Source organism: Oxalobacteraceae bacterium OTU3CAMAD1 (assembly GCA_024123915.1).
In the GTDB taxonomy this organism is placed as follows: domain Bacteria; phylum Pseudomonadota; class Gammaproteobacteria; order Burkholderiales; family Burkholderiaceae_D; genus Rugamonas.
The window spans coordinates 1993236-2014224 of the sequence record CP099650.1; the positions used below are offsets into that span (position 1 = coordinate 1993236).

The following is a 20989-nucleotide window of genomic DNA, read 5'->3' on the forward strand; positions in this document are numbered from 1 at the left end:
TGGCCGGAATATCGAGGTTAAATCAAACCGTCGAACAAAATGACATCGACCATCTCGCCAACGGCGACACTGGCCTGCTCATGCCGCAACACGACGATGCAATTCGCCTCCGTCATCGAACTGAGAATGCCCGAACCCTGCGCTCCGGTGAGCCGCACCCGCGCCTCGCCATCGGCGCCTGTGGTCACGACACCGCGCTGGTACTCCGCGCGGCCGGGACGCTTGCGGATCGCTTCCGTGGCGCGCGCCCGCATCGTTTGCGGCATCGCCCGCGCCTCGTCCACGCCCATCATGCGCAACAGCGCCGGCCGCGCGAACATATAAAACGACACCATCACCGCCACCGGATTGCCGGGCAAGCCAAACAGCCACGCGGCGCCGTCGTCGGTCCGCACCTGGCCGAAGGCGAGCGGCCGGCCAGGCCGCATCGCCAGCTTCCAGAAGGCCACATCGCCAAGCAGCGCCATGATGTCGCGCGTGTAATCGGCCGCGCCCTCGGACACGCCGCCGGAGGTGATGATGGCGTCCGCATCCCGGCACGCCACGCGCAGCGCCGCTTGCAGCGCCGCCGGGTCGTCGCGCACGATGCCCAGGTCGACAACCTCGCAGCCCAGGCGCGTGAGCATCCCGAACAAGGTGTAGCGGTTGCTGTCGTAGACGCAGCCCGTATCGAGCGTGTCGCCCAGCGAGCGCAGTTCGTCGCCGGTGGAGAAGAACGCCACGCGCAGGCGGCGGCGCACCGTCACTTCGGCGATGCCGAGCGACGCCACCAGACCCAGGTCTGCGGGCCGCAGGATTTTTCCCTGCTCCAGCGCGACGCCGCCGGCTTTCAGATCTTCACCCGCGAAGCGGCGATTGGCGCCGGCGCGGATCGTGCCATGCGCGATGGTGACGCTCGATTCGCCGATTGCCGCCGCCAGTTCCTGCGGCAGCACGCTGTCGCAACCGGGCGGCATGGCGGCGCCGGTCATGATGCGAACGCATTCGCCGGGCGCCGCCTTTTGTTCGAACGGGCGGCCCGCATAGGCGGCGCCGATGACCTTCAGGGTGACCGGCCCGGAGCCCGCGTCGAGCGGCAGGTCGGCGCCGCGCAGCGCGTAGCCGTCCATCGCCGAGTTGTCGTAGGCGGGAACGTTGATCTGCGAGATGATGTCTTCGGCGAGAACGCGGTCCAGCGCGGAGCATAAAGCGACTTTTTCGGTCGCCGCGACCGGCGTTATGCGCTGCGCGATCAGCCGGCGCGCCTCGTCGACGGGCAGGGCGTCCGGGTCGCCTGTCACGCCCGCCGGGGATGCTGCGGGGGCGGATGTCGGGGCGGGCTTGGCTTGTTCGGGCTCGTGTCGCTTCAGGTCTTCCAAGGTATTGATATTGCGGAAGGCGGAGGCGTCGTCGAACATCACCTCTGCCACGCGCAGCGACTTGTGCCAGCCCTCCACGCGGCGCGCGCCGGTGGCGAGGTAGGCCTCCAGTTGCGGCAGCAGGCTGGCCTTGAGCAGGCTGAATACGGGATGCTGCTGGCGATAGGGGGCGCCGCCATCCTGTTCGTCCGTTTCCATGGTCACGGCGACGGCCAGGTCGGCGTCCTCCGTCTCCAGCGCGGCGTACAGGCGCGAGGCCAGGTCGGCCGGCAGGAAGGGCGAGTCGCACGGCGCCGTCAGCAGCAGCTCGGTGGCGCAGTAGTGCAAGCCCGCTTGCAGGCCGGCCAGCGGACCTTCGAAGCCGCTCATCCGATCGGGCATGACGACCGTGTCGGCGCCTGCGGCGGCCTGGTACTGCGGCAAATTGCGGTTGGCGTTGATGGCGACGGTGTCGACCTGCGGCGCCATGCGTTGCAGCACATGGGCGATCATGGTCGAGCCACGGAACGGTTGCAAGCCCTTGTCGACGCGGCCCATGCGGGTGCCGCGCCCACCCGCCAGTATCAGCCCGGTGATCTTGCTCTTCACTGAACTACCCTCCGATATAAGACATTTCGACCTTGTTGGCGCTGCGCGGCAGGCCGTCGGTATTGTTGGTGCGCAGTTCGGAATAGCGGTCGCCGCGCGCGCGCCACAGGTGCGCCAGCACGGTGCTGATTTCCGCGTCGCTGCGGCCCTCGCGCAGCAGCGCGCGCAGATCGTGGCCGCTGGTGGCGAACAGGCAGGTGTAGAGCTTGCCCTCGGTCGACAGGCGCGCGCGCGAGCAGTCCGCGCAAAAGGCCTGCGTGACGCTGGAGATCAAGCCGATCTCGCCGCCGCCGTCGCCGTCGTTGCCCACATAGCGCCAGCGCGAAGCCGTTTCGCCGGCGTAGTTGGCGGCGATCGGCTCGAGCGCCATCTCGGCCTGGATGCGGCGCACCACCTCGGCCGACGGGATCACCTCGTCCATCTTCCAGCCGTTGGAGGCGCCGACGTCCATGTATTCGATGAAGCGCAGGATGAACGGCGTGTTGCGGAAGTGGCGCGCCATCGGCAGGATCTGGTCGTCGTTCATGCCGCCCTTGACCACCATGTTGATCTTGATCGGGCCCAGGCCCACCTGGTGCGCCATGTCTATGCCCTTGAGCACATCGTCGACCGAGAAGTCGACATCGTTCATGCGCTGGAAGGTGGCGTTGTCGAGCGCGTCGAGCGACACGGTCACGCGTTGCAGGCCGGCGTCCTTGAGCGACTGCGCCTTGCGCGCCAGCAGCGAGGCGTTGGTGGTCAAGGTCAGGTCGAGCGGCTTGCCGTGGATGGTCTTGAGTTCTGCGAGCATGCCGATCAGGCGCTCGAGGTTCTTGCGCAGCAGCGGCTCGCCGCCGGTCAGGCGGATTTTTTCGACGCCGTGGGCGATGACGGTTTTGGCCAGCCGCGTGATCTCCTCGAACGACAGCAGGGAGGTATGCGGCAGGTACTGGTAATCGTTGTCGAACACCGCCTTCGGCATGCAATAGACGCAGCGGAAGTTACAACGGTCGGTCACGGAGATGCGCAGGTCGTGCAATGGCCGGGCCAACTGATCGCTCAGCAGGCCGGTCGGCGCTTCCAGGATCGCGGGAATGGCGGGCGCGCTGCGGCGCTGCTCGGCCATCATGATGATTTTTTCTGCCATGACTCTACAATATTGCTGTTTAAGAAATTGAATTACCGCCGAAGAAGCTACGATAGCACGATGGCGCCGGCCGGGTTTAGCGGCCATATCAAACAACGCGGAGAGGATGAAAAAAGGGAAGCGCGCGGCTTCCCTTTTTCGCTACGACATCACCGGGTTAGCGGCGGGTGTCGACTTGAACCAGCGGTTCGTCGGCTTGCGGTGGCAGTGGCTTGCGTTCGCGTGGAACGCGCACCGGGGCAGCTACCTTGGCGGCTGCCTCCTGCGCCGCGCGCAGCTTGGCCGGATCCGTGGCTGCCAGGGTCAGGCCGGCGGAGCCGAGCACTGCCTGCAGGTCGATCGGGGCGGCTGGAGCGGCGGCTGCCGGAGCTGGTGCCGGGACAGGCGCTGCCACCGGTGCCGGCGCCGGGGCTGGCACTGGTGCTGGAACAGGCGCGGCGGCGACTGGCTCGGCGACGACTGGCGCCTCAACAACTGGCGCTTCAACCGGGGCTTCGACCTTGGCTTCCACCGGGGCTTCGACCTTTGCTTCCACCGGCGCTTCGACCGGAGCAACCTCGGCTGCCACTGGCGCGGCGGCTTCGGCAACTGCCGGGGCTGGCGTTGGCTCGGCGACCGGGGCCGCGAAGGCGTCCTCGGTTTGAACCGGCGTCGCCGCTTCGACAGGCGCTTGGGCTTGCATCACCACGGTGCCGTCGAGCGAGGCGGCGACCGGTTCGGCGATTGGCGCCGATTCGATCACCGGCGCAGGGGCTGGCGCAGGGGCAGCAGCCGCCTCAACCACAGGCGCCGGCTCTGCCGCTTTGACTCCAATAACATGCTCGGTGGTGAACGACGCTTCGACCGGTGCCGGCGCGACGTCGACGACCTCTGCCACGACAGCCATCTCGGCAGCCGGAGCGACGCTGAAGCTCGGCGCTTTGTGCTCGCCGTGCTCGCCGGCTGCTTCGGTTTCCTGGCCGTCAACACCTTCGACGCCCTCGCCACCTTCGCGGTCGCGGCGATTGCGGTTGCGACCGCCACGACGACGACGGCGGCGCGGCTCTTCACCGTCGGCCGTCACTTCGTTCTCATCGCCCTCGGGACCGGCGTTCGGCGCGGTTTTCAGGATGCTGGTAGCGGCGTCGACACCGGTCAGCGGACCGGTCGATGCCAGGCCCGCGTTCAATGCCAGTTCTTCCACTTTGGCTTCGACCGGGGCCTTGTCGGCGCGCGGTTCGCGTGGTGGACGCGGGGTGCGCTCGGCACGCTCAGGACGCTCGGCGCGTTCAGGACGCTCGGCGCGCTCGCGCGGCGCCTGGCCTTCCGCAGCAACGGCGGCGTTCTCACGCGGCTCGCGCGGTTCGCGCGGCGGACGTGGTGGACGGGCAGGGCGGCCGGTGGCGTCGACCGGCTTGGCTTCGTCCGCTGCCGGACGGGCCGCGCCTGGTTCACGCTCTTCGCGCTCGCCACGGGCGCCTTTGCCGTTACGGCTGCGGCCGCGCGGGCCACGGGCGTTGCGGTCGCCACGGTCCGGCGACGGCGCCTTGACGACGATGGTCGGTTGCTGCGGTTGGGCGACCGGGGCAGGTTTCGGGCTCAGGAAGCTAAACAGCTTGGCGAAGAAACCTTGCTCGGCCGGTGCCGGCACGGGGGCCGGGGCAGGCGTGATGACGGTTTCGGCCGGCTTGCGCTCGACCAGCGGTGCCGGCTGGTCAGGGGTGATGGTCTTGACCATGGCTTCCTGGCGCGGCTTGGCTTCTTCCTTCTGGCGCTTGCTGTAGGCCATGTCGGTTTCGGCGGTCTCGGCCAGGGTGTAGCTGGCCTGGCTGTCTTCCAGACGCGGATCGTCGTGCTTGATGCGCTCGAGCTTGTAGTGCGGCGTGTCCAGATGCTTGTTCGGGATCAGGATCACGGCGATGCGGTGGCGGTTTTCGATCTTCAGCACTTCGCCGCGCTTTTCGTTCAGCAAGAAGGCGGCGACGTCCACGGGAACCTGCACGTGGATGGTGGCCGAGTTTTCCTTCATCGCCTCTTCCTGGATAATGCGCAGGACTTGCAGGGCCGACGATTCGGTGTCGCGGATGTGGCCGGTGCCGGAGCAGCGCGGGCACGTCACGTGCGAGCCTTCCGACAGCGACGGACGCAGGCGCTGACGCGACAGTTCCATCAGGCCGAAGCGGGAAATCTTGCCCATTTGAACGCGGGCGCGGTCGTGGTGCAACGCGTCCTTCAGGCGCTGTTCCACTTCGCGCTGGTTCTTGGCCACTTCCATGTCGATGAAGTCGATCACGATCAGGCCGCCCAAGTCGCGCAGGCGCAGCTGGCGGGCCACTTCTTCGGCCGCTTCGCAGTTGGTGTTGAAGGCGGTCGTCTCGATGTCCGAGCCGCGCGTGGCGCGGGCCGAGTTGACGTCGACCGACACCAGCGCTTCGGTGTGGTCGATGACGATGGCGCCGCCCGATGGCAGCGGCACGGTGCGCGAGTACGCCGTTTCAATCTGGTGTTCGATCTGGAAACGCGAGAACAGCGGCACGTCGTCGCTGTAACGTTTTACACGGTGCACCATGTCGGGCATCACGTGGCTCATGAACTGGTGCGCTTGTTCGTAGATATCGTCGGTATCGATCAGGATCTCGCCGATATCGGGCTGGAAGTAGTCGCGGATGGCGCGGATCACCAGCGACGATTCCTGGTAGATCAGGAACGCGCCGGAGGCCGACTTGCCGGCGCCTTCGATCGCGCGCCACAGTTGCATCAGGTAGTTCAAGTCCCACTGCAGCTCGTCGACGTTGCGGCCGATGCCGGCGGTGCGGGCGATGACCGACATGCCTGGCGGCAGGTCCAGCTTGTCCATGGTTTCGCGCAGTTCCTGGCGCTCTTCACCTTCGACACGGCGGGAAACGCCGCCACCGCGCGGGTTGTTCGGCATCAAGACCAGGTAACGGCCGGCCAGCGAGACGAAGGAGGTCAGGGCCGCGCCCTTGTTGCCGCGTTCTTCCTTTTCGACCTGGACCATGATTTCCTGGCCTTCGCGCAGCGCTTCCTTGACGGAAGCGGTGCGGACGTCGACACCTTCACGGAAATAAGTGCGGGCTACTTCTTTGAAAGGGAGGAAACCGTGGCGATCTTCGCCGTAACTGACGAAGCACGCTTCCAGCGATGGCTCGATGCGGGTGATCACGCCTTTGTAGATGTTGGACTTGCGCTGTTCGCGTCCGGCGGTTTCGATGTCGATATCGATCAGTTTCTGACCGTCGACAATCGCTACGCGCAGCTCTTCTTGCTGCGTAGCATTAAACAACATGCGTTTCATTTTTATTAACTCCGCGACCCGTAGGCCATCTCTATGCCGTTCGCCCTGGAGCGGAACGGCGAGGTACAGGGATATACGCGAGAATTAAGACGATTGCGGTGGGTATGCCCATCCTGTGCGGCGCAGCGACGCGGGCGGTGAGCCAGCATCGCGGCCGCAACTGGGCGCATGAGGTCGATCGACATGCCGAGTGCTCGCATCACCTGCAACTCTTCCATGCGGCCCGTAGGGGAGGCAGAGAAATGCAGGCGGTGAGCAACGTCGTTGAAAGCCAAATCCTGACCAGGCTTACGTACTACAAGTATTACAACTTCGATTTTACAACTTCGCGAAGTTGCAATGTAACCAGGCTGGTTTTAGCCTTCCGTCGCTTGCAGCAAAGCATGGGGTCTGGCGAAAACGGCAAGCGTTATCAACTTCATCAACCGGCCAGCCTGGCTCGAAACCAGGCTGGCCGGACTTTATCCTTACAATCCAATCATTTTAATTCTGCATCCATGCCGGCATCCGATTACAACAACGGTGCAACCTTGATTCCCGCATGGCTGGTGCGTATACATATTTTCCTCTGAATTTGCAATTTGGCGAGGCCAGTGGAGACGCCCCTGTGTAAAATGTGCTTTTATTCTTACACTTGCCGCAGTTCGAACCGCAGCGAAACAATTATATATTCAAAATGAAGGACTTAGAGAGATTTCTGGGAAGACAGAGCAAATGAAGATGCAAAATGATGTTGTTCCCCCTTCAACACCGCTGCCGCTGCAAGCACAATTCGTCACCATCACTGAAGAAGAAGCCGGTCAACGCATCGATAACTACTTGTTGCGTATTTGCAAAGGCGTGCCGAAAAGCCACGTTTACCGCATCCTGCGCTCGGGCGAAGTGCGCGTCAACAAGGGCCGTATCGACCAGCTGTACCGTCTCGTGCAGGGCGACGTGGTGCGCATTCCGCCGGTGCGCATCGCGGAAAAAGCCGACACCACGCACGTGCCCGCAGCCGAATTCAAGGTGATTTTCGAAGACAGCCACTTATTAGTGATCGACAAACCGGCCGGCGTGGCCGTCCACGGCGGCTCCGGCGTCTCGTTCGGCGTCATCGAACAGCTGCGCGCCTCGCGTCCGGACGCCAAGTTCCTCGAGCTGGTGCACCGGCTCGATCGCGACACGTCCGGGTTGCTGTTGCTGGCGAAGAAACGCTCGGCGCTGACCAACCTGCACGAGCAGATGCGCGATGGCCATACCGACAAACGCTACCTGACCATGGTCGCCGGCGACTGGAAAAACGCGCGCCAGCACGTCAAGCTGCCGCTGCACAAGTACACCACGGCCGACGGCGAGCGCCGCGTGGCGGTGCAGGCCGACGGCTTGCCGTCGCACACGGTGTTCTCGCTGCTGAAGAAGTTCAAGGATTTCGCGCTGCTGGAAGCCGAGCTGAAGACCGGCCGCACGCACCAGATCCGCGTTCACCTGTCATCGTCTGGCTTCGCCATCCTTGGTGACGACAAATACGGCGATTTTGCCTTGAACCGGGTGCTGCTGAAGGCCGACGCCACGCGCGGCGCGCTCAAGCGGATGTTTCTTCACGCCCATCAAATTACGTTCACCCACCCTGATTCCGGAAAAATCATGACGTTGAACGCGCCATTGGCCGCCGAATGTGAACGATTCTTGGTAAGCTTGGGAAAACCTCTTAACTAATCGCAAATATTCTAAGGAGCCGGCCGCGATCCGTGGCCGGAACACATGGCAAGAAAGCAATTTGATCTGATCGTCTTCGATTGGGATGGAACATTGATGGATTCCACCTCAACGATCGTGAAGTGTATACAGGCGGCGGCGCGGGATCTGTCCCTGCCGATCCCGCGCGACGATGTGGCCGCGCATGTCATCGGTCTCGGCCTGCACGAAGCGATGCAGGCGGTGCTGCCGGAGATCGATCCATCGTACTATCCGCGCATGGTGGAGCGTTATCGCTACCATTTCCTGTCGCGTGATCATGAGCTGGTGCTGTTCCCCGGCGTGCACGATATGCTGATGGAACTGTCCCAGAACGGTTATTTCCTGGCGGTAGCCACAGGCAAAAGCCGGGTCGGCTTGAACCGTGCCATGAACGACGTTAAGCTGTTGTCGATGTTCGATGCTACCCGTTGCGCCGACGAAACGTTCTCCAAGCCGCATCCGGCCATGTTGCAGGAGTTGACGCGGGAGTTAGGCCAGGATATGCGTCGTACGGTGATGATCGGTGATACTTCCCACGATTTGCTGATGGCAAACAACGCCGGCGCGGCCGGCATCGCGGTGCAATATGGCGCCCATCCGGTCGACCAGTTGGCGGCCTGCAATCCGCTGTATTCGGCGGCGACCGTGGCCGAACTGCATCAATGGTTGAGCGAGCACGCTTGATGAACGAAGAAATACTGGTTTGCGCGTCGGACACGGTGCTGGAGGGCGGCAAGGGCGTGCGCTTCGCCGTCACAGCCGGCGGCGCCGGCGGTACCGGATTCGTGGTCCGCTACGGCGGCAAGCCGTATGCCTACCTGAACCGCTGCGCCCACGTGCCGATCGAACTCGACTGGGCGGAGGGCGAGTTTTTCGAGTCCAGTGGCCTGTACCTGATGTGCTCCACCCATGGCGCGATCTATGTGCCGGAGAGCGGCTTGTGCGCCGGCGGCCCGTGCCGGGGCGGACGCCTGCGGCCGATCGGCGTGGTCGAACACGATGAGCGCATCTTCTGGCAACCCGACGACTACGTTCGCTCGCCCGTCCCCAAAACGCCTGAAAACCTCCAACCTAAGTAATCCATGAGCGATAACATCGACAGCCACCACACCCCACCGACGCCGGCGCAGCCGGTCACGCCGACCGTGCCCGCTTCCAACTGGGAGCGCGAAGTGCTGGAAAAACTGGTGTTCGCCACGCTGAAGGAACAAAAGTCGTCGCGCCGCTGGGGGATCTTCTTCAAGTTCGCCACCTTGCTGGTGATCGTCGTCGCCCTGAGCACCTACTTCGATTTCAGCTGGACCGGTTCCGAGGAAACGCTGGGCCGCCATACGGCGCTGATCGAAATCGACGGCGCCATCGAATCGGAAGGCAGCGGCGCCGCCTCGGTGGTGATCCCGGCGCTCAATAAGGCGTTTTCCGACTCCGGTTCGGTCGCCGTCGTCATGCACATCAACAGCCCGGGCGGCAGTCCGGTCCAGGCCGGCATGATCGTCGACGAGATGAACCGCTTGCGCAAGGGCTATCCCGGCAAGCCGCTGTACGTGGTGGTCGATGAGATCTGCGCCTCCGGCTGCTATTACATCGCCGCCGGCGCAGACCGCATCTACGTCAACAAGGCAAGCATCGTCGGTTCCATCGGCGTGCTGATGGACGGTTTCGGCTTCACCGGCTTCATGGACAAGGTCGGCGTCGAGCGCCGCCTGCTGACGGCCGGCGAGAACAAGGGGTTCATGGACCCGTTCACGCCGCTGACGGACAAGCATAAACAATATGCGCAGGCGATGCTCGACGAGATCCACCAGCAGTTCATCCAGGTGGTGCGCAACGGCCGCGGCAAGCGGCTCAAGGAAAGCCCGGAAATGTTCTCCGGCCTGTTCTGGACCGGCGCCAAGTCGATCGACATGGGCCTGGCCGACGCCCTGGGCACGGTCGACAGCGTCGCGCGCGATGTCATCCGCGCCGAAGACATCGTCGACTACACCCAGCATGAAGGCCTGCCCGAGCGCGTGCTGAAGAAATTCGGCGCGGCGATGGGCGCCGGCGCGATGAAATCGGCGGTGCAGACCGTGACGCCGAGCCTGCGCTGACGCGTTAGGCGCCATTGGCGTATTTCTGGCGGGGCGATAAACATTAACAATCCGGTCTTATTTCGGCTTGCATATCCGACTTGGTGGACTATAGTAAGGGGGTAGTTCTTTCCAAGGGAGGCCGATATAAACAGTTTATCTCGTTGTCAGCAGATCTTGATTCAGTGTGATTGAACTACTTAAACCGCATCATGGATGCGGATTTGAGAGAATTTCGATTCCTCGTCAGAGTCCTTTCATGGGACTGAAAACAGCGGCGCAATGCCGCTGTTTTCTATTGGGCGCAGCATGGCCGGGTCGACATCGGCCGGCGCGTCCGCCGCCGGGCCGCCGTCGCGCAGCGCGTGTCCGTCGCGCTCCTGTTCATGCCGCTCGGGATACGATTGCGCAAAGCCGCCGGCCTCCAGCCAGGCGAGAAAATGGGCCTGGCGCTGCTCGTGCCAGCGGGTCTGGACGCCGGTCACGGGGGCGCGGGCGGGGGCGCAGTTGCGGCAGCGGGCCAGCAGTAGTTCGGTTCGGTGCATGGCGGCCTGTTCCTGCGCCGCCGGGTTCGCGTTGCGTACGGTAGTCATGTTGTCGTCCTGCTGAGTATTTCCTAGTCCACTAGGCGGATTCCTAATGAGCTTTGAGTCTACCGATTCAATCTTTTCGGTACTTGATGTGGATCAATAAAATGGGGTGTCCAGGACATTGCAGTGTGGCGCGGCCGCTACCTTCCCGCTACCTTCCCGCGATTTGGCGCATCCTGTAAAATCCGGCCATGAGTAAATTATCCCTGGACCGCATCCTGCAATCGCAGGGCTATGGCACCCGCAAGTATTGCCGCTCCCTCATCGAGGATGGCGAAGTGAGCATCAATGGCGTGGTGCACGACAACTATAAAGCCGGCATCGAGACCGATGGCCTGGTGTTGACCATCTTCGACGAAGAGTGGGTATATCGCGAGCATTTGTACATCGCGCTGCACAAACCGGCCAATTTCGAGTGTTCGCGCAAGCCCAGCCACCATCCCGGCGTGCTGACCTTGCTGCCCGAGCAATTCACCTGGCGCGACGTGCAGCCGGTCGGCCGGCTCGACCACGATACCACCGGCATGCTGCTGATGTCGGACGATGGCCCGTTTATCCATGCACAATCGTCGCCGAAGCGGCACGTTCCGAAGATTTACCAGGCCACAACGCAAGAATCCGTCACCGATGAACTGGTGGCGCAATTGCTGGCCGGGGTGCAATTGCACGACGAACCGGCGCCGCTTGCGGCGCAAACCTGCGTCCGGCGCGGCGAGCATCTGCTGGAAATCGTGCTCGAGCAGGGCAAATACCACCAGGTCAAGCGCATGCTGGCCGCCGCCGGCAACCATTGCAGCGCGCTGCACCGCTCGGCCATCGGCGGCCTGACCCTGGAATCGCTCGGCATCGCCGAGGGCGATTGGTGCTATCTGACGGCCGAACAGCTGGCGCTGCTGGCGCCGTCGTTGGTTCCTGCTGCGGCGCCTGCCGCCGCGCCGGCGCCATGAAGCTTGCCACCTTGAAGGACGGCACCCGCGACGGCCAGTTGGCCGTCGTCTCGCGCGACCTCAAAACGGCGCAGCTGGCCGACGGCGTGGCGCGCAGCCTGCAGCGCGCGCTCGACGACTGGAGCTTCATCGCCCCGCAACTGGAGACGATCTACCAGGATCTGAACGATGGGCGGGCGCGCCGCGCTTTCGAGTTCGAGCCCGCAAACTGCATGGCGCCGTTGCCGCGCGCGTTCCAGTGGGCCGACGGTTCGGCCTACGTCAACCATGTCGAATTGGTGCGCAAGGCGCGCGGCGCCGACATGCCGGACGCGTTCTGGGACGAGCCGTTGATGTACCAGGGCGGCAGCGACGACCTGCTCGGCCCGACCGACGATATCGAACTGTTCCACGAGCAGTGGGGCATCGATTTCGAAGCGGAAGTGGCCGTCATCACCGACGATGTGCCCATGGGCGCGACGCCGGACCAGGCGCACCAGCGCATCCGCCTGCTGATGCTGGCCAACGACGTCTCGTTGCGCAACCTGATTCCGGCGGAACTGGCCAAGGGTTTCGGCTTTTTGCAAAGCAAGCCGGCCACCAGCTTCTCGCCGGTGGCGGTCACGCCGGACGAGCTCGACGATGCCTGGAAGGGCGGCAAGGTCCATCTGCCGCTGCGCTCGACGTGGAACGGCAAGCTGGTCGGCCAGCCGCACGCCGGCGTCGACATGGTGTTCAATTTCCCAAAACTGATCGCCCACCTGGCGGCGACCCGCAACGTGCGCGCGGGCTCCATCGTCGGCTCGGGCACGGTGTCCAACAAGGACGCCAAGCGGGGGTATTCCTGCATCGCCGAGCAACGCGCGCTGGAAATGATCGCCGGCGGCGAGCCGGTCACGCCGTTCATGGCCTTCGGCGACACCATCCGCATCGAGATGCTCAACAGCGACGGCAAGTCGGTGTTCGGCGCCATCGACCAGAAGGTCGTCCAGAAGACAAGCTAGTCAAACTGACAATTGCCGTGCGGAATCAGTGAGCAAGCACTGAAACACCGCCGTATTCGACCGATGGTCTTGCCCTGCCGCACTCGATAATGGCAACATCGAAATGAACCACGCGGCAGGCCGACATGTCAGAAGATAGCGACGCAGAAAAGACCGAACCCGCGTCAGCGAAGCGCCTCGAGCAGGCGCGCGAGGAAGGCGACGTTCCCCGATCGCGGGAAGTGGCCACGTTTACCGTGCTGATGGCCGCCGGCGCCGGCCTGTGGCTGACCGGCGACGGCCTGATACGACAACTCAATTCCGCCCTGGTGTCCGGACTGACCCTGACCCAAGAGCAAATCTTCAATCCGGACGTGCTGATCAACCGCATCCTGGTCGATGTGGTGCGGGTGATGATCGCCTGCCTGCCCCTGGGCGTGGCGGTGATGGTTGTCGCGCTGGCGTCGCCGCTGCTGGTGGGCGGCTGGCTGTTCAGCGGCAAGGCCTTCCTGCCCAAGTTCAGCAAGCTCAATCCCATCACCGGCATCGGCAATATGTTCTCCAAGAACGCCCTGGTCGAACTGTTCAAGGCCATCGCCAAGGCGCTGGTGGTCGGCGTGGTCGCCTACATGGTGGTGATGAAGCAGAAGGAAGCGGTGATCGGCCTGGCGGTCGAGCCGCTCAAGCTGGGCAGCGTGCACCTGCTGAATATGCTCGGCAGCAGCTTCCTGTTCATCGTCGGCGCGCTCGGCCTGATCGCCGCCATCGACGGGCCGTACCAGATGTGGCATTACGCCAATAAGCTGAAGATGACCCGCCAAGAGATGATCCAGGAATCGAAGGAGTCCGACGGCAACCCGCAAATCAAGGGCAAGATCCGCCAGCTGCAGCGCGAGATGGCCAAGCGCCGCATGATGGCAGACGTGCCGACCGCCGACGTGGTGGTGACCAACCCGACCCACTACGCGGTCGCGCTCAAGTACAGCGACGGCATGCGCGGCGCGCCGAAGGTGGTGGCCAAGGGCACCGACGAGGTGGCCGCCAAGATCCGCGAGATCGCCAAGGACAGCAAGGTCACCTTGCTCGAGGCGCCGGCGCTGGCGCGCGCGCTGTACAAGCACACCGAGATCGGCGACGAGATTCCCGAGCAGCTGTACGCGGCAGTGGCCGAGGTGCTGGCCTATGTCTTCCAGCTGCGCCTGTTCAGCAAAGGCGGCGGCGACCGTCCGGACGTGCCGAAGACCCTGGATGTGCCGCCCGAGCTCGATCCGCTGAACCCGGCCTATATCCCCAAGAATGGCAAGAAACCAGATTTGAATAACGGAGCTTCCGCATGAACGCAATGAGCAACATCAAACTGCCGCCATGGTTGCAGGGCATCGCCAACAGCAAGAACAAGTCGAGCCTGGCCGCGCCTATCCTGATCATCATGCTGCTGGGGATGATGGTGCTGCCGCTGCCGGCGTTCGTGCTCGACATCTTCTTCAGCTTTAACATCGCGCTGTCGGTGATCGTGCTGCTGACCAGCCTGTACACGGTCAAACCGCTCGACTTCATGGCCTTCCCGACCGTCCTGCTGGTGTCGACCATGTTGCGCCTGTCGCTGAACGTGGCCTCGACCCGCGTGGTGCTGACCGAGGGCCACACCGGTCCCGACGCCGCCGGCAAGGTGATCGAGGCCTTCGGCCACTTCCTGATCGGCGGTAACTACACGGTCGGCCTGGTGGTGTTCATCATTTTGACCATCATTAACTTCACCGTCGTCACCAAGGGCGCCGGCCGTATCGCCGAAGTGGGCGCCCGTTTCGCGCTGGACGCGATGCCGGGTAAACAAATGGCGATCGACGCCGACCTCAACGCCGGCCTGATCGGCGAAGCCGACGCCCGCAAGCGCCGCAGCGAAGTGTCGCAGGAAGCCGAATTCTACGGCGCGATGGACGGCGCCAGTAAATACGTGCGCGGCGATGCGATCGCCGGTATCCTGGTCACGGTGATCAACGTCATCGGCGGCCTGCTGGTCGGCGTGATCCAGCACGACCTGCCGTTCGGCGAGGCGATCAAGCTCTACACCCTGCTGGCCATCGGTGACGGCCTGGTGGCACAGATTCCGTCGCTGATCATCTCGGTGGCGGCCGGTATCGTGGTCTCGCGCGTGGCCAGCGACGAGGACATCGGCACCCAGATGGTGGGGCAGTTGTTCGCCAAGCCGCAGGTGCTGTACATCACCGCCGCCATCATCGGCGGCATGGGCATCATTCCTGGCATGCCGAATCTGGTGTTCCTGCTGCTGGCCGGCGTGCTGGCCGGCTCGGCCTACCTGATGACCAAGCGCGCCAAGGCCGGCGGCGGGTCGGCAGCCGAGGCTGCGGCTGCCGAGGCCGCCGAGCCGGCCGCCGCGCCCGAGCAAGAGGAAGCCAGCTGGCAGGACATCATGCCGGTCGATACCCTGGGCCTGGAAGTGGGCTACCGCCTGATTCCGCTGGTCGACAAGACCCAGGGCGGCGAGCTGCTCAAGCGTATCAAGGGCATCCGCAAGAAGTTCGCGCAGGAAGTCGGCTTCCTGGCGCCGCCGGTGCACATCCGGGACAACCTGGAACTCAAGCCTTCTGCCTACCGCATCACGCTCAAGGGCGTGGAGGTCGGTGCGGGCGAGGCCTTCAACGGACAATTCTTGGCGATCAATCCGGGCATGGCCAGCGGCACCCTGCAGGGCCTGGTGACCACCGATCCGGCCTTCGGCCTGCCGGCCACGTGGATCGACGCCGGCCTGCGCGATCAAGCGCAGGGCATGGGCTACACGGTCGTCGATGCCGGCACCGTGGTGGCCACCCATCTGAACCATTTGATCACGAGCCACGCGTCGGAGCTGCTGGGCCGCGCCGAGGTGCAGTCGCTGCTCGACCACCTGGGCAAGGAAGCGCCCAAGCTGGTGGAGGACCTGGTGCCGAAGATGGTGTCGCTGTCGACCTTGCAGAAGGTGCTGCAGAACCTGCTGATGGAAGGCGTGCACATCCGCGACATGCGCTCGGTGATCGAGACCCTGGCCGAGCACGCCGTGCACACGCAGGACCCGAACGACCTGACGGCGCTGGTGCGCATCTCGCTGGGCCGGGCCATCGTGCAGCAGCTGTTCCCGGGTGCGTCCGAGCTGTCGGTGATGACCTTGGATAACCGACTGGAGCGCTTGCTGATGCAGGCGCTGGCGGCCAGCGGGCCGGATGGCGCCGGCATCGAGCCGGGTCTGGCCGACACCATCGCCCAGCAGGCGCAACAAGCGGCGCAGCAGCAGGAGGCGCTGGGGCTGACGCCGGTGCTCTTGGTGCCGGGGCCGTTGCGGGCCTTGCTGTCGCGCTTCCTGCGCCGCGCCTTGCCGCAATTGAAGGTGCTGTCGCACGCCGAGATTCCGGAGACTAAAACCATCCGCGTGACCGCGCTGGTTGGGCAGCAGTAACGGCAACTGGCGCGGGATTGATCCCGTCGCGGTTGCGTCCGTGCGGCCGGCCTGGACTGGCCGCATGGATGATGATTTTTGGGTGCTGGTGCATTTGGAAGTGCAGGGGCGGCACGATAAGGATTCCGCCGAGCGAATTTTCATCTACAACTAGCGCGTTTACGACCGTTACCGGCGGCCGGTTGCCAGCCTGGCCCTGCTCACGGATGCCAGCAAGCGCTGGCGGCCCTGCGCCTTCTCCTACCAGCTGCTGGGCTGCGAGATGCGCATCGAGTTCCCCATCGTCAAGCTGCAGGACTACGCCGACCGTGTGGACGAATTGCTTATGCTGGACAACCCGTTCGCGCTGGTCACTGTGGCGCATTTGCTCACGCAAAAAACCAAGGGCAACGCGCATCGACGACGCATCGCCAAATGGCACTTGACCAAACAACTGTATCAGCGAAACTGGGATCGCCAGCGTATCATTAACCTGTATCGCGTGATCGATTGGATCATGTCGTTGCCGAAGGAACTAGATGCCCGATTGCATGAGGGCATCGTGCAATGGGAAAGGAGGAATGCCATGACTTATCTGTCTTCGATAGAACGTATCGGTATGGAAATCGGCATGAAAAAAGGGGAGGAGCTGGGGTGGCGGAAAGGGCTCGAAGAAGGGCGGCAAGCAGGGTGGCAAGAAGGCCGGAAAGAAGGCCGGAAAGAAGGCCGGAAAGAAGGGCGGCAAGAAGGGCGGCAAGAAGGGCGCCGCGAAGCGTTGCTCGAAATGTTGACGATTTTGCTAACCGAGCGTTTCGGTAAGCTCGACGCGATGAGTAGCGCTATTCTCACAGTCGCCGATGTCGACCAGCTAACGGCGTGGAGCAAAAACGTCCTCGCCGCCCGCAGTTTGTCCGAGGTGTTTGCTGATAAATAGGCAATCCCCACCGCCGAGGTGAAATGCGGCCCCTTTCCGCCCTTGTTCATCGGATCGTTTCCTAAGTGCATCGTCAATAATGGCACTGTCCGAGTAGAAAAGCGTCTCGTCCGGAAGACGCGCTACTCAAGCTACAGGAGTCGATGATGGCCAAACCTACCTCGCAAGCACGCGCCACCCAGTCCCTGGGGAGCCAGCCATGAACGTCAAAAAATTCAGCGCGCCGACTTCGCGCGAGGCGCTGCGCAAGGTGCGCGAATCGCTCGGCCCGGATGCCGTGATCCTGTCGAACCGCCAGTCCGACGGCGGCGTCGAAATCCTCGCGCTGGCCAACGACGACGCCGCGTCGCTGTCGTCGCCGGCGCCGCATTCGCCGATGGCCGAGCCGGCGCCATCGCTGGACCTGGGGCTCGGCCTCGGCCTGCCGTCCGGCCGCCTCGAACAGCGCATGGAACCACGCTTCGACAACCGCGCCGCCGAGATGCCGGCCGAGCCGGTGCGCCGCGTCGTCGCCTCCCCATCCTCCTACGCCAGCAAGACCGCCGCCGCCGCGGCAGCGCCATCGGCGCCGGCGCAGCCCCGCGCGCCGTCGCTCGACGTCGACCAGATCACCGCGATGGTCGCTTCGGCCGTCGCCAGCGCCAAGCAGAACGCCGCCGCCGAGATGCAAGTGATGATGGGCGAGATCCGCGCCATGCGCGGGATGATGGAAACCCAGTTGGCCGAAATCGCCTGGGGCAGCACGCAAGCGCGCGAACCGCAAAAGGCGGCCGTGCTGCGCGAAATGCTGGCCGCCGGTTTCTCGGCCAGCCTGGCGCGCTACCTGATCGAAAAACTGCCGGCCGACCGCGACGCCGCCGACAGCATGCGCTGGATTAAAACCGTCCTGACCCGCAACCTGTCGGCCATGGCCAACGAGGACGCGCTGATCGACCAGGGCGGCGTGTTCGCGCTGGTCGGCCCGACCGGCGTCGGCAAGACCACCAGCACCGCCAAGCTGGCCGCGCGCTGCGTGATGCGCCACGGCCCGGACAAGCTGGCGCTGATCACCACCGACGCCTATCGTATCGGCGCGCACGAACAGCTGCGCATCTACGGCAAGATCCTCGGCGTGATGGTGCACTCGGTGAAGGACGAAGCCGACCTGCGCATCGCCCTCAAGGAACTGCGCAACAAGCACACCGTGTTGATCGACACCGTCGGCGTGAGCCAGCGCGACCAGATGGTGACCGAACAGGTCTCGATGCTGCAAGGCGCCGGCTCCGACGTCAAGCGCCTGCTGTGCCTCAACGCCACCGCCACCCAGGAGACGCTCAACGAAGTGGTGCGCGCCTACCAGGGCAGCGGCCTGGCCGGCTGCATCATGACCAAGCTTGACGAGGCGGCGGCGATCGGCAACGTGCTCGATGTCGTCATTCGCCAAAAGCTCAACCTGTTCTACGTCTCGAACGGCCAGCGCGTGCCGGAAGACCTGCACCTGGCCGATCCGGCCTACCTGATCGACCGCGCCTTCAAATTGAAACGCGATGCCGTCAACACCCAATTCCTGGATGCCGAGCTGCCGATGATGATGTCCAACGCCACCAACGATATGTCCATGCGCGAGGTGCACCTTGGCTAATTTCGATTTCGACCAGGCGGAGGGACTGCGCCGCATGCTGGCGGGGCCCAAGCCCCGCATCGTCACCTTCCTGTCGGCCACGCCGCAGGACGACAAGGGCGCCATGCTGGTCAACCTGGGCGCCTCGCTGGCACGCGCCGGCAACGACGTGTTGATCATGGACGCCTGCGCCAGCGCGCATGGCGTGGCCACGCGCCTCGGCGTCGACGGCGGCGCCAGTTTGCTCGATGTCGCGCGCCAGGAATGCGCGATCAATCAGGTGATCCACCAGGTGCCGCAGGGTTTCGCTGTGGCGTCGATGACACGCGACGCCCTGCGCAGCGGTCCCGACGAAACGCGCCGCCTGGCCAAGGCTTTCGATGTGCTGGTCAAGCAGACCGGCATCGTCATCGTCGACGGTGAATTCGACGGCGAGGCTTTCCCGGTGCCGGTCATGGCCAGTTCCGAGATCGTGGTGCAGGTGTCGAACAGCGCCACTTCGATCAAGGCCGCCTACAGCATGATCAAGCGCCTGAACCAGGAACTGGGGCGCCGTCCGTTCGGAATTCTGGTCACCGGGGCTTCCGAATCCGAGGCAAAAGTGGTATACGATAATATGGCGCAAGCGGCAAGCCGCTACCTGGCCGTGAACCTGGTCTCCATGGGATCGGTGCCGGCCGATGAATACCTGCAGCGCGCCGCGCGGCTGGGTCGCGCGGTGGTCGACGCGTTTCCACTGGCCGGCGCCTCGGTCGCGTTCCGTCAACTGGCGGGGCGCTTCGCGCTGGCCGGTTCGCCTTCGGTCGCACGTTCACTGTGAGCGGAGGGCGGCGGAAAGGAGCGGCGTGGCGAAGATCTTGGCGCATAGCTAACTATCAATGAACTATCAATAAGAATATAAACATCAGGCTATGTACACGGTCAAAGGGAAAGCGGACAAGAATTCTTTGCTGACGGAGCATATGCCGTTGGTCAAGCGCCTTGCCCATCACATGAAGGCGAAACTGCCGCCCAGCGTCGAAGTCGACGATCTGGTGCAAGCCGGGATGATCGGCCTGCTCGACGCCATCAGCCGGTACGAGGAAACCCATGGCGCCCAGTTCGAGACCTATGCCGTGCTGCGCATCCGTGGCGCCATGCTCGACGAGCTGCGCAACAGCGACTGGCTGCCGCGCTCCATGCGCCAGAACATGCGCAAGATCGAAACGGCGATGAGCACCCTGCAGCAGCGCCTGGGCCATCCGCCGACCGAGTCGGAGGTGGCCAAGATGCTCAAGCTGTCGCTGGCCGATTACCAGGAAATGCTGTCCGACGGCGGCGGCCACCAGCTGGTGTACTACGAGGATTTCCACGACGACGACGGCAACGACAGCTTCCTCGACCGCTATTGCTCGGACGAGGAGAGCGACCCGCTGCGATCGCTGCTCGACGGCGACTTCCGCCAGTCCGTGATCGACGCCATCGACGCGCTGCCGCCGCGCGAAAAAATGCTGATGGGGCTGTACTATGAAGAGGAGCTCAACTTGAAAGAAATCGGCGCCGTGATGGGCGTATCGGAATCGCGCGTATCGCAATTGCATACGCAGGCCGTCGCGCGCCTGCGCGCCTCGCTCAGGGAGAAGTCGTGGACTGGGCCAGTGTAATCGGGGTGCTGCTGGCGCTGGCCGGCATCGCCGTCGGCCAGACGCTCGAGGGCGGCAAGCTGTCGTCGCTGCTGCAGCCGGCCGCCTTCGCCATCGTCGTCATCGGCACCTTCGGCGCCGTGCTGCTGCAGACCAAATTCCGCACCTTCGTGCGCGGCGTGAAGATGCTGCGGCTGGTGTTCGCGCCGCCCAAGGACACGCGCGCCGCGCTGGCGCGCGACATCAACGCCTGGAACCTGGCGGCGCGCCGCGACGGCCTGCTGTCGCTGGAGCGCTACATGCTCGCCTCCAAGGACAAGTTCAACACCAAGGGCCTGCGCCTGATCGTCGACGGCATCAATCCCGACAAGCTGCGCCACCTGCTCGACACCGAAATCACCGCCTACGAGACCGAGGAGCGCCAGGCGGTGCGGATCTGGGAATCGGCGGCCGGCTACTCGCCGACGATCGGCATTCTGGGCGCGGTGCTGGGGCTGATCCACGTGATGGAAAACCTGACCGATCCGAGTAAGCTCGGCGCCGGCATCGCCGTCGCTTTCGTCTCCACGATCTACGGCGTCGGCCTGGCCAACCTGTTCTTCTACCCGGTGGCCAACAAGCTCAAGGCCATCGTCACGCAGGCGGTGCACCAGCAGGAGATCGCCGCCGCCGTGTTCTACGACATCGCCACCGGCGACCACACACGCGTCATCGACGAGCGCATCGCCACCTTGCTGCGGGAGCACTGA

18 protein-coding genes are annotated in these 20989 nt (G+C 64.0%); 14 read left to right on the plus strand and 4 right to left on the minus strand.

Features of this window, described 5'->3' with window-relative positions; all coding sequences use genetic code 11:
• Window positions 1–17 precede the first annotated feature (17 nt).
• The 3 genes from mobA to NHH88_08510 form a co-directional block, all read right to left on the minus strand.
• Window positions 18–1895, minus strand: coding sequence for a molybdenum cofactor guanylyltransferase (gene mobA, locus NHH88_08500; protein ID USX17297.1), 1878 nt, complete (start codon window positions 1893–1895; stop codon window positions 18–20).
• Between the two features lie 55 nt (window positions 1896–1950).
• On the minus strand, window positions 1951–3072 hold the full coding sequence (gene moaA / locus NHH88_08505; GenBank protein ID USX15805.1) for a GTP 3',8-cyclase MoaA: 1122 nt from the start codon (window positions 3070–3072) through the stop codon (window positions 1951–1953).
• A 157-nt stretch (window positions 3073–3229) separates the two neighbouring features.
• Window positions 3230–6367: an Rne/Rng family ribonuclease gene (locus tag NHH88_08510; protein USX15806.1), complete on the minus strand. Its 3138-nt coding sequence runs from the start codon at window positions 6365–6367 to the stop codon at window positions 3230–3232.
• A 98-nt stretch (window positions 6368–6465) separates the two neighbouring features.
• On the opposite strand from NHH88_08510, the gene NHH88_08515 reads away from it, so the two are divergent.
• From NHH88_08515 to NHH88_08535, 5 genes are all read left to right on the plus strand, one after another.
• Entirely contained in the window at window positions 6466–6939 is a 474-nt protein-coding gene (locus NHH88_08515; protein ID USX15807.1) for a hypothetical protein, read from the plus strand.
• A 142-nt stretch (window positions 6940–7081) separates the two neighbouring features.
• Window positions 7082–8065 carry an RluA family pseudouridine synthase gene (locus NHH88_08520; protein USX15808.1) on the plus strand — a complete coding sequence of 328 codons (984 nt, stop codon included), beginning with the start codon at window positions 7082–7084 and terminating at the stop codon, window positions 8063–8065.
• 45 nt (window positions 8066–8110) lie between these two features.
• Window positions 8111–8770 carry an HAD-IIIA family hydrolase gene (locus NHH88_08525; GenBank protein USX15809.1) on the plus strand — a complete coding sequence of 220 codons (660 nt, stop codon included), beginning with the start codon at window positions 8111–8113 and terminating at the stop codon, window positions 8768–8770.
• Window positions 8770–9165 (plus strand): Rieske 2Fe-2S domain-containing protein, encoded by a 396-nt coding sequence (locus NHH88_08530; GenBank protein ID USX15810.1) that lies wholly within the window; start codon window positions 8770–8772, stop codon window positions 9163–9165. Before NHH88_08525 ends, NHH88_08530 begins: the two co-directional genes overlap by 1 nt.
• A 3-nt stretch (window positions 9166–9168) precedes the next feature.
• Entirely contained in the window at window positions 9169–10176 is a 1008-nt protein-coding gene (locus NHH88_08535; protein ID USX15811.1) for a S49 family peptidase, read from the plus strand.
• Window positions 10177–10412: 236 nt separating this feature from the next.
• On the opposite strand, the gene NHH88_08540 is transcribed toward NHH88_08535, so the two are convergent.
• Window positions 10413–10748 carry a hypothetical protein gene (locus tag NHH88_08540; GenBank protein USX15812.1) on the minus strand — a complete coding sequence of 112 codons (336 nt, stop codon included), beginning with the start codon at window positions 10746–10748 and terminating at the stop codon, window positions 10413–10415.
• A gap of 188 nt (window positions 10749–10936) precedes the next feature.
• Here NHH88_08540 and NHH88_08545 point away from each other — a divergent pair, with 188 nt between their 5' ends.
• The 9 genes from NHH88_08545 (at window position 10937) to NHH88_08585 (ending at window position 20989) form a co-directional block, all read left to right on the plus strand.
• On the plus strand, window positions 10937–11692 hold the full coding sequence (locus NHH88_08545; protein ID USX15813.1) for a 16S rRNA pseudouridine(516) synthase: 756 nt from the start codon (window positions 10937–10939) through the stop codon (window positions 11690–11692).
• Window positions 11689–12675, plus strand: coding sequence for a fumarylacetoacetate hydrolase family protein (locus NHH88_08550; GenBank protein ID USX15814.1), 987 nt, complete (start codon window positions 11689–11691; stop codon window positions 12673–12675). The genes NHH88_08545 and NHH88_08550 overlap by 4 nt, the downstream gene beginning before the upstream one ends.
• Window positions 12676–12800: 125 nt before the next feature.
• Window positions 12801–13991, plus strand: a complete 1191-nt coding sequence (gene flhB, locus NHH88_08555; GenBank protein ID USX15815.1) for a flagellar biosynthesis protein FlhB — start codon at window positions 12801–12803, stop codon at window positions 13989–13991.
• Window positions 13992–13996: 5 nt separating this feature from the next.
• On the plus strand, window positions 13997–16105 hold the full coding sequence (gene flhA / locus NHH88_08560; GenBank protein ID USX17298.1) for a flagellar biosynthesis protein FlhA: 2109 nt from the start codon (window positions 13997–13999) through the stop codon (window positions 16103–16105).
• A gap of 262 nt (window positions 16106–16367) precedes the next feature.
• On the plus strand, window positions 16368–17018 hold the full coding sequence (locus tag NHH88_08565; protein USX15816.1) for a hypothetical protein: 651 nt from the start codon (window positions 16368–16370) through the stop codon (window positions 17016–17018).
• A gap of 199 nt (window positions 17019–17217) precedes the next feature.
• Window positions 17218–18639: a flagellar biosynthesis protein FlhF gene (gene flhF / locus NHH88_08570; protein ID USX15817.1), complete on the plus strand. Its 1422-nt coding sequence runs from the start codon at window positions 17218–17220 to the stop codon at window positions 18637–18639.
• Window positions 18632–19438: an antiactivator of flagellar biosynthesis FleN protein gene (locus NHH88_08575; GenBank protein ID USX15818.1), complete on the plus strand. Its 807-nt coding sequence runs from the start codon at window positions 18632–18634 to the stop codon at window positions 19436–19438. Before flhF ends, NHH88_08575 begins: the two co-directional genes overlap by 8 nt.
• A 91-nt stretch (window positions 19439–19529) precedes the next feature.
• The gene (locus NHH88_08580) at window positions 19530–20261 is read left to right on the plus strand and encodes an RNA polymerase sigma factor FliA (GenBank protein USX15819.1); all 732 of its coding nucleotides are present in this window, start codon (window positions 19530–19532) and stop codon (window positions 20259–20261) included.
• A complete protein-coding gene (locus tag NHH88_08585; protein USX15820.1) occupies window positions 20243–20989 on the plus strand; it encodes a flagellar motor protein in 747 nt (248 codons plus the stop codon). The genes NHH88_08580 and NHH88_08585 overlap by 19 nt, the downstream gene beginning before the upstream one ends.

Coding starts and splice junctions, on each gene's coding strand:
- NHH88_08525 (USX15809.1), top strand. CDS start 8,111: ATGGCAAGAAAGCAATTTGATCTGATCGTCTTCGATTGGGATGGAACA.
- NHH88_08545 (USX15813.1), top strand. CDS start 10,937: ATGAGTAAATTATCCCTGGACCGCATCCTGCAATCGCAGGGCTATGGC.
- NHH88_08530 (USX15810.1), top strand. CDS start 8,770: ATGAACGAAGAAATACTGGTTTGCGCGTCGGACACGGTGCTGGAGGGC.
- NHH88_08565 (USX15816.1), top strand. CDS start 16,368: ATGCGCATCGAGTTCCCCATCGTCAAGCTGCAGGACTACGCCGACCGT.
- NHH88_08580 (USX15819.1), top strand. CDS start 19,530: ATGTACACGGTCAAAGGGAAAGCGGACAAGAATTCTTTGCTGACGGAG.
- moaA (USX15805.1), bottom strand. CDS start 3,072: ATGGCAGAAAAAATCATCATGATGGCCGAGCAGCGCCGCAGCGCGCCC.
- NHH88_08520 (USX15808.1), top strand. CDS start 7,082: ATGAAGATGCAAAATGATGTTGTTCCCCCTTCAACACCGCTGCCGCTG.
- flhF (USX15817.1), top strand. CDS start 17,218: ATGAACGTCAAAAAATTCAGCGCGCCGACTTCGCGCGAGGCGCTGCGC.
- mobA (USX17297.1), bottom strand. CDS start 1,895: ATGGGCCGCGTCGACAAGGGCTTGCAACCGTTCCGTGGCTCGACCATG.
- NHH88_08535 (USX15811.1), top strand. CDS start 9,169: ATGAGCGATAACATCGACAGCCACCACACCCCACCGACGCCGGCGCAG.
- NHH88_08510 (USX15806.1), bottom strand. CDS start 6,367: ATGAAACGCATGTTGTTTAATGCTACGCAGCAAGAAGAGCTGCGCGTA.
- flhA (USX17298.1), top strand. CDS start 13,997: ATGAGCAACATCAAACTGCCGCCATGGTTGCAGGGCATCGCCAACAGC.
- NHH88_08540 (USX15812.1), bottom strand. CDS start 10,748: ATGACTACCGTACGCAACGCGAACCCGGCGGCGCAGGAACAGGCCGCC.
- flhB (USX15815.1), top strand. CDS start 12,801: ATGTCAGAAGATAGCGACGCAGAAAAGACCGAACCCGCGTCAGCGAAG.
- NHH88_08550 (USX15814.1), top strand. CDS start 11,689: ATGAAGCTTGCCACCTTGAAGGACGGCACCCGCGACGGCCAGTTGGCC.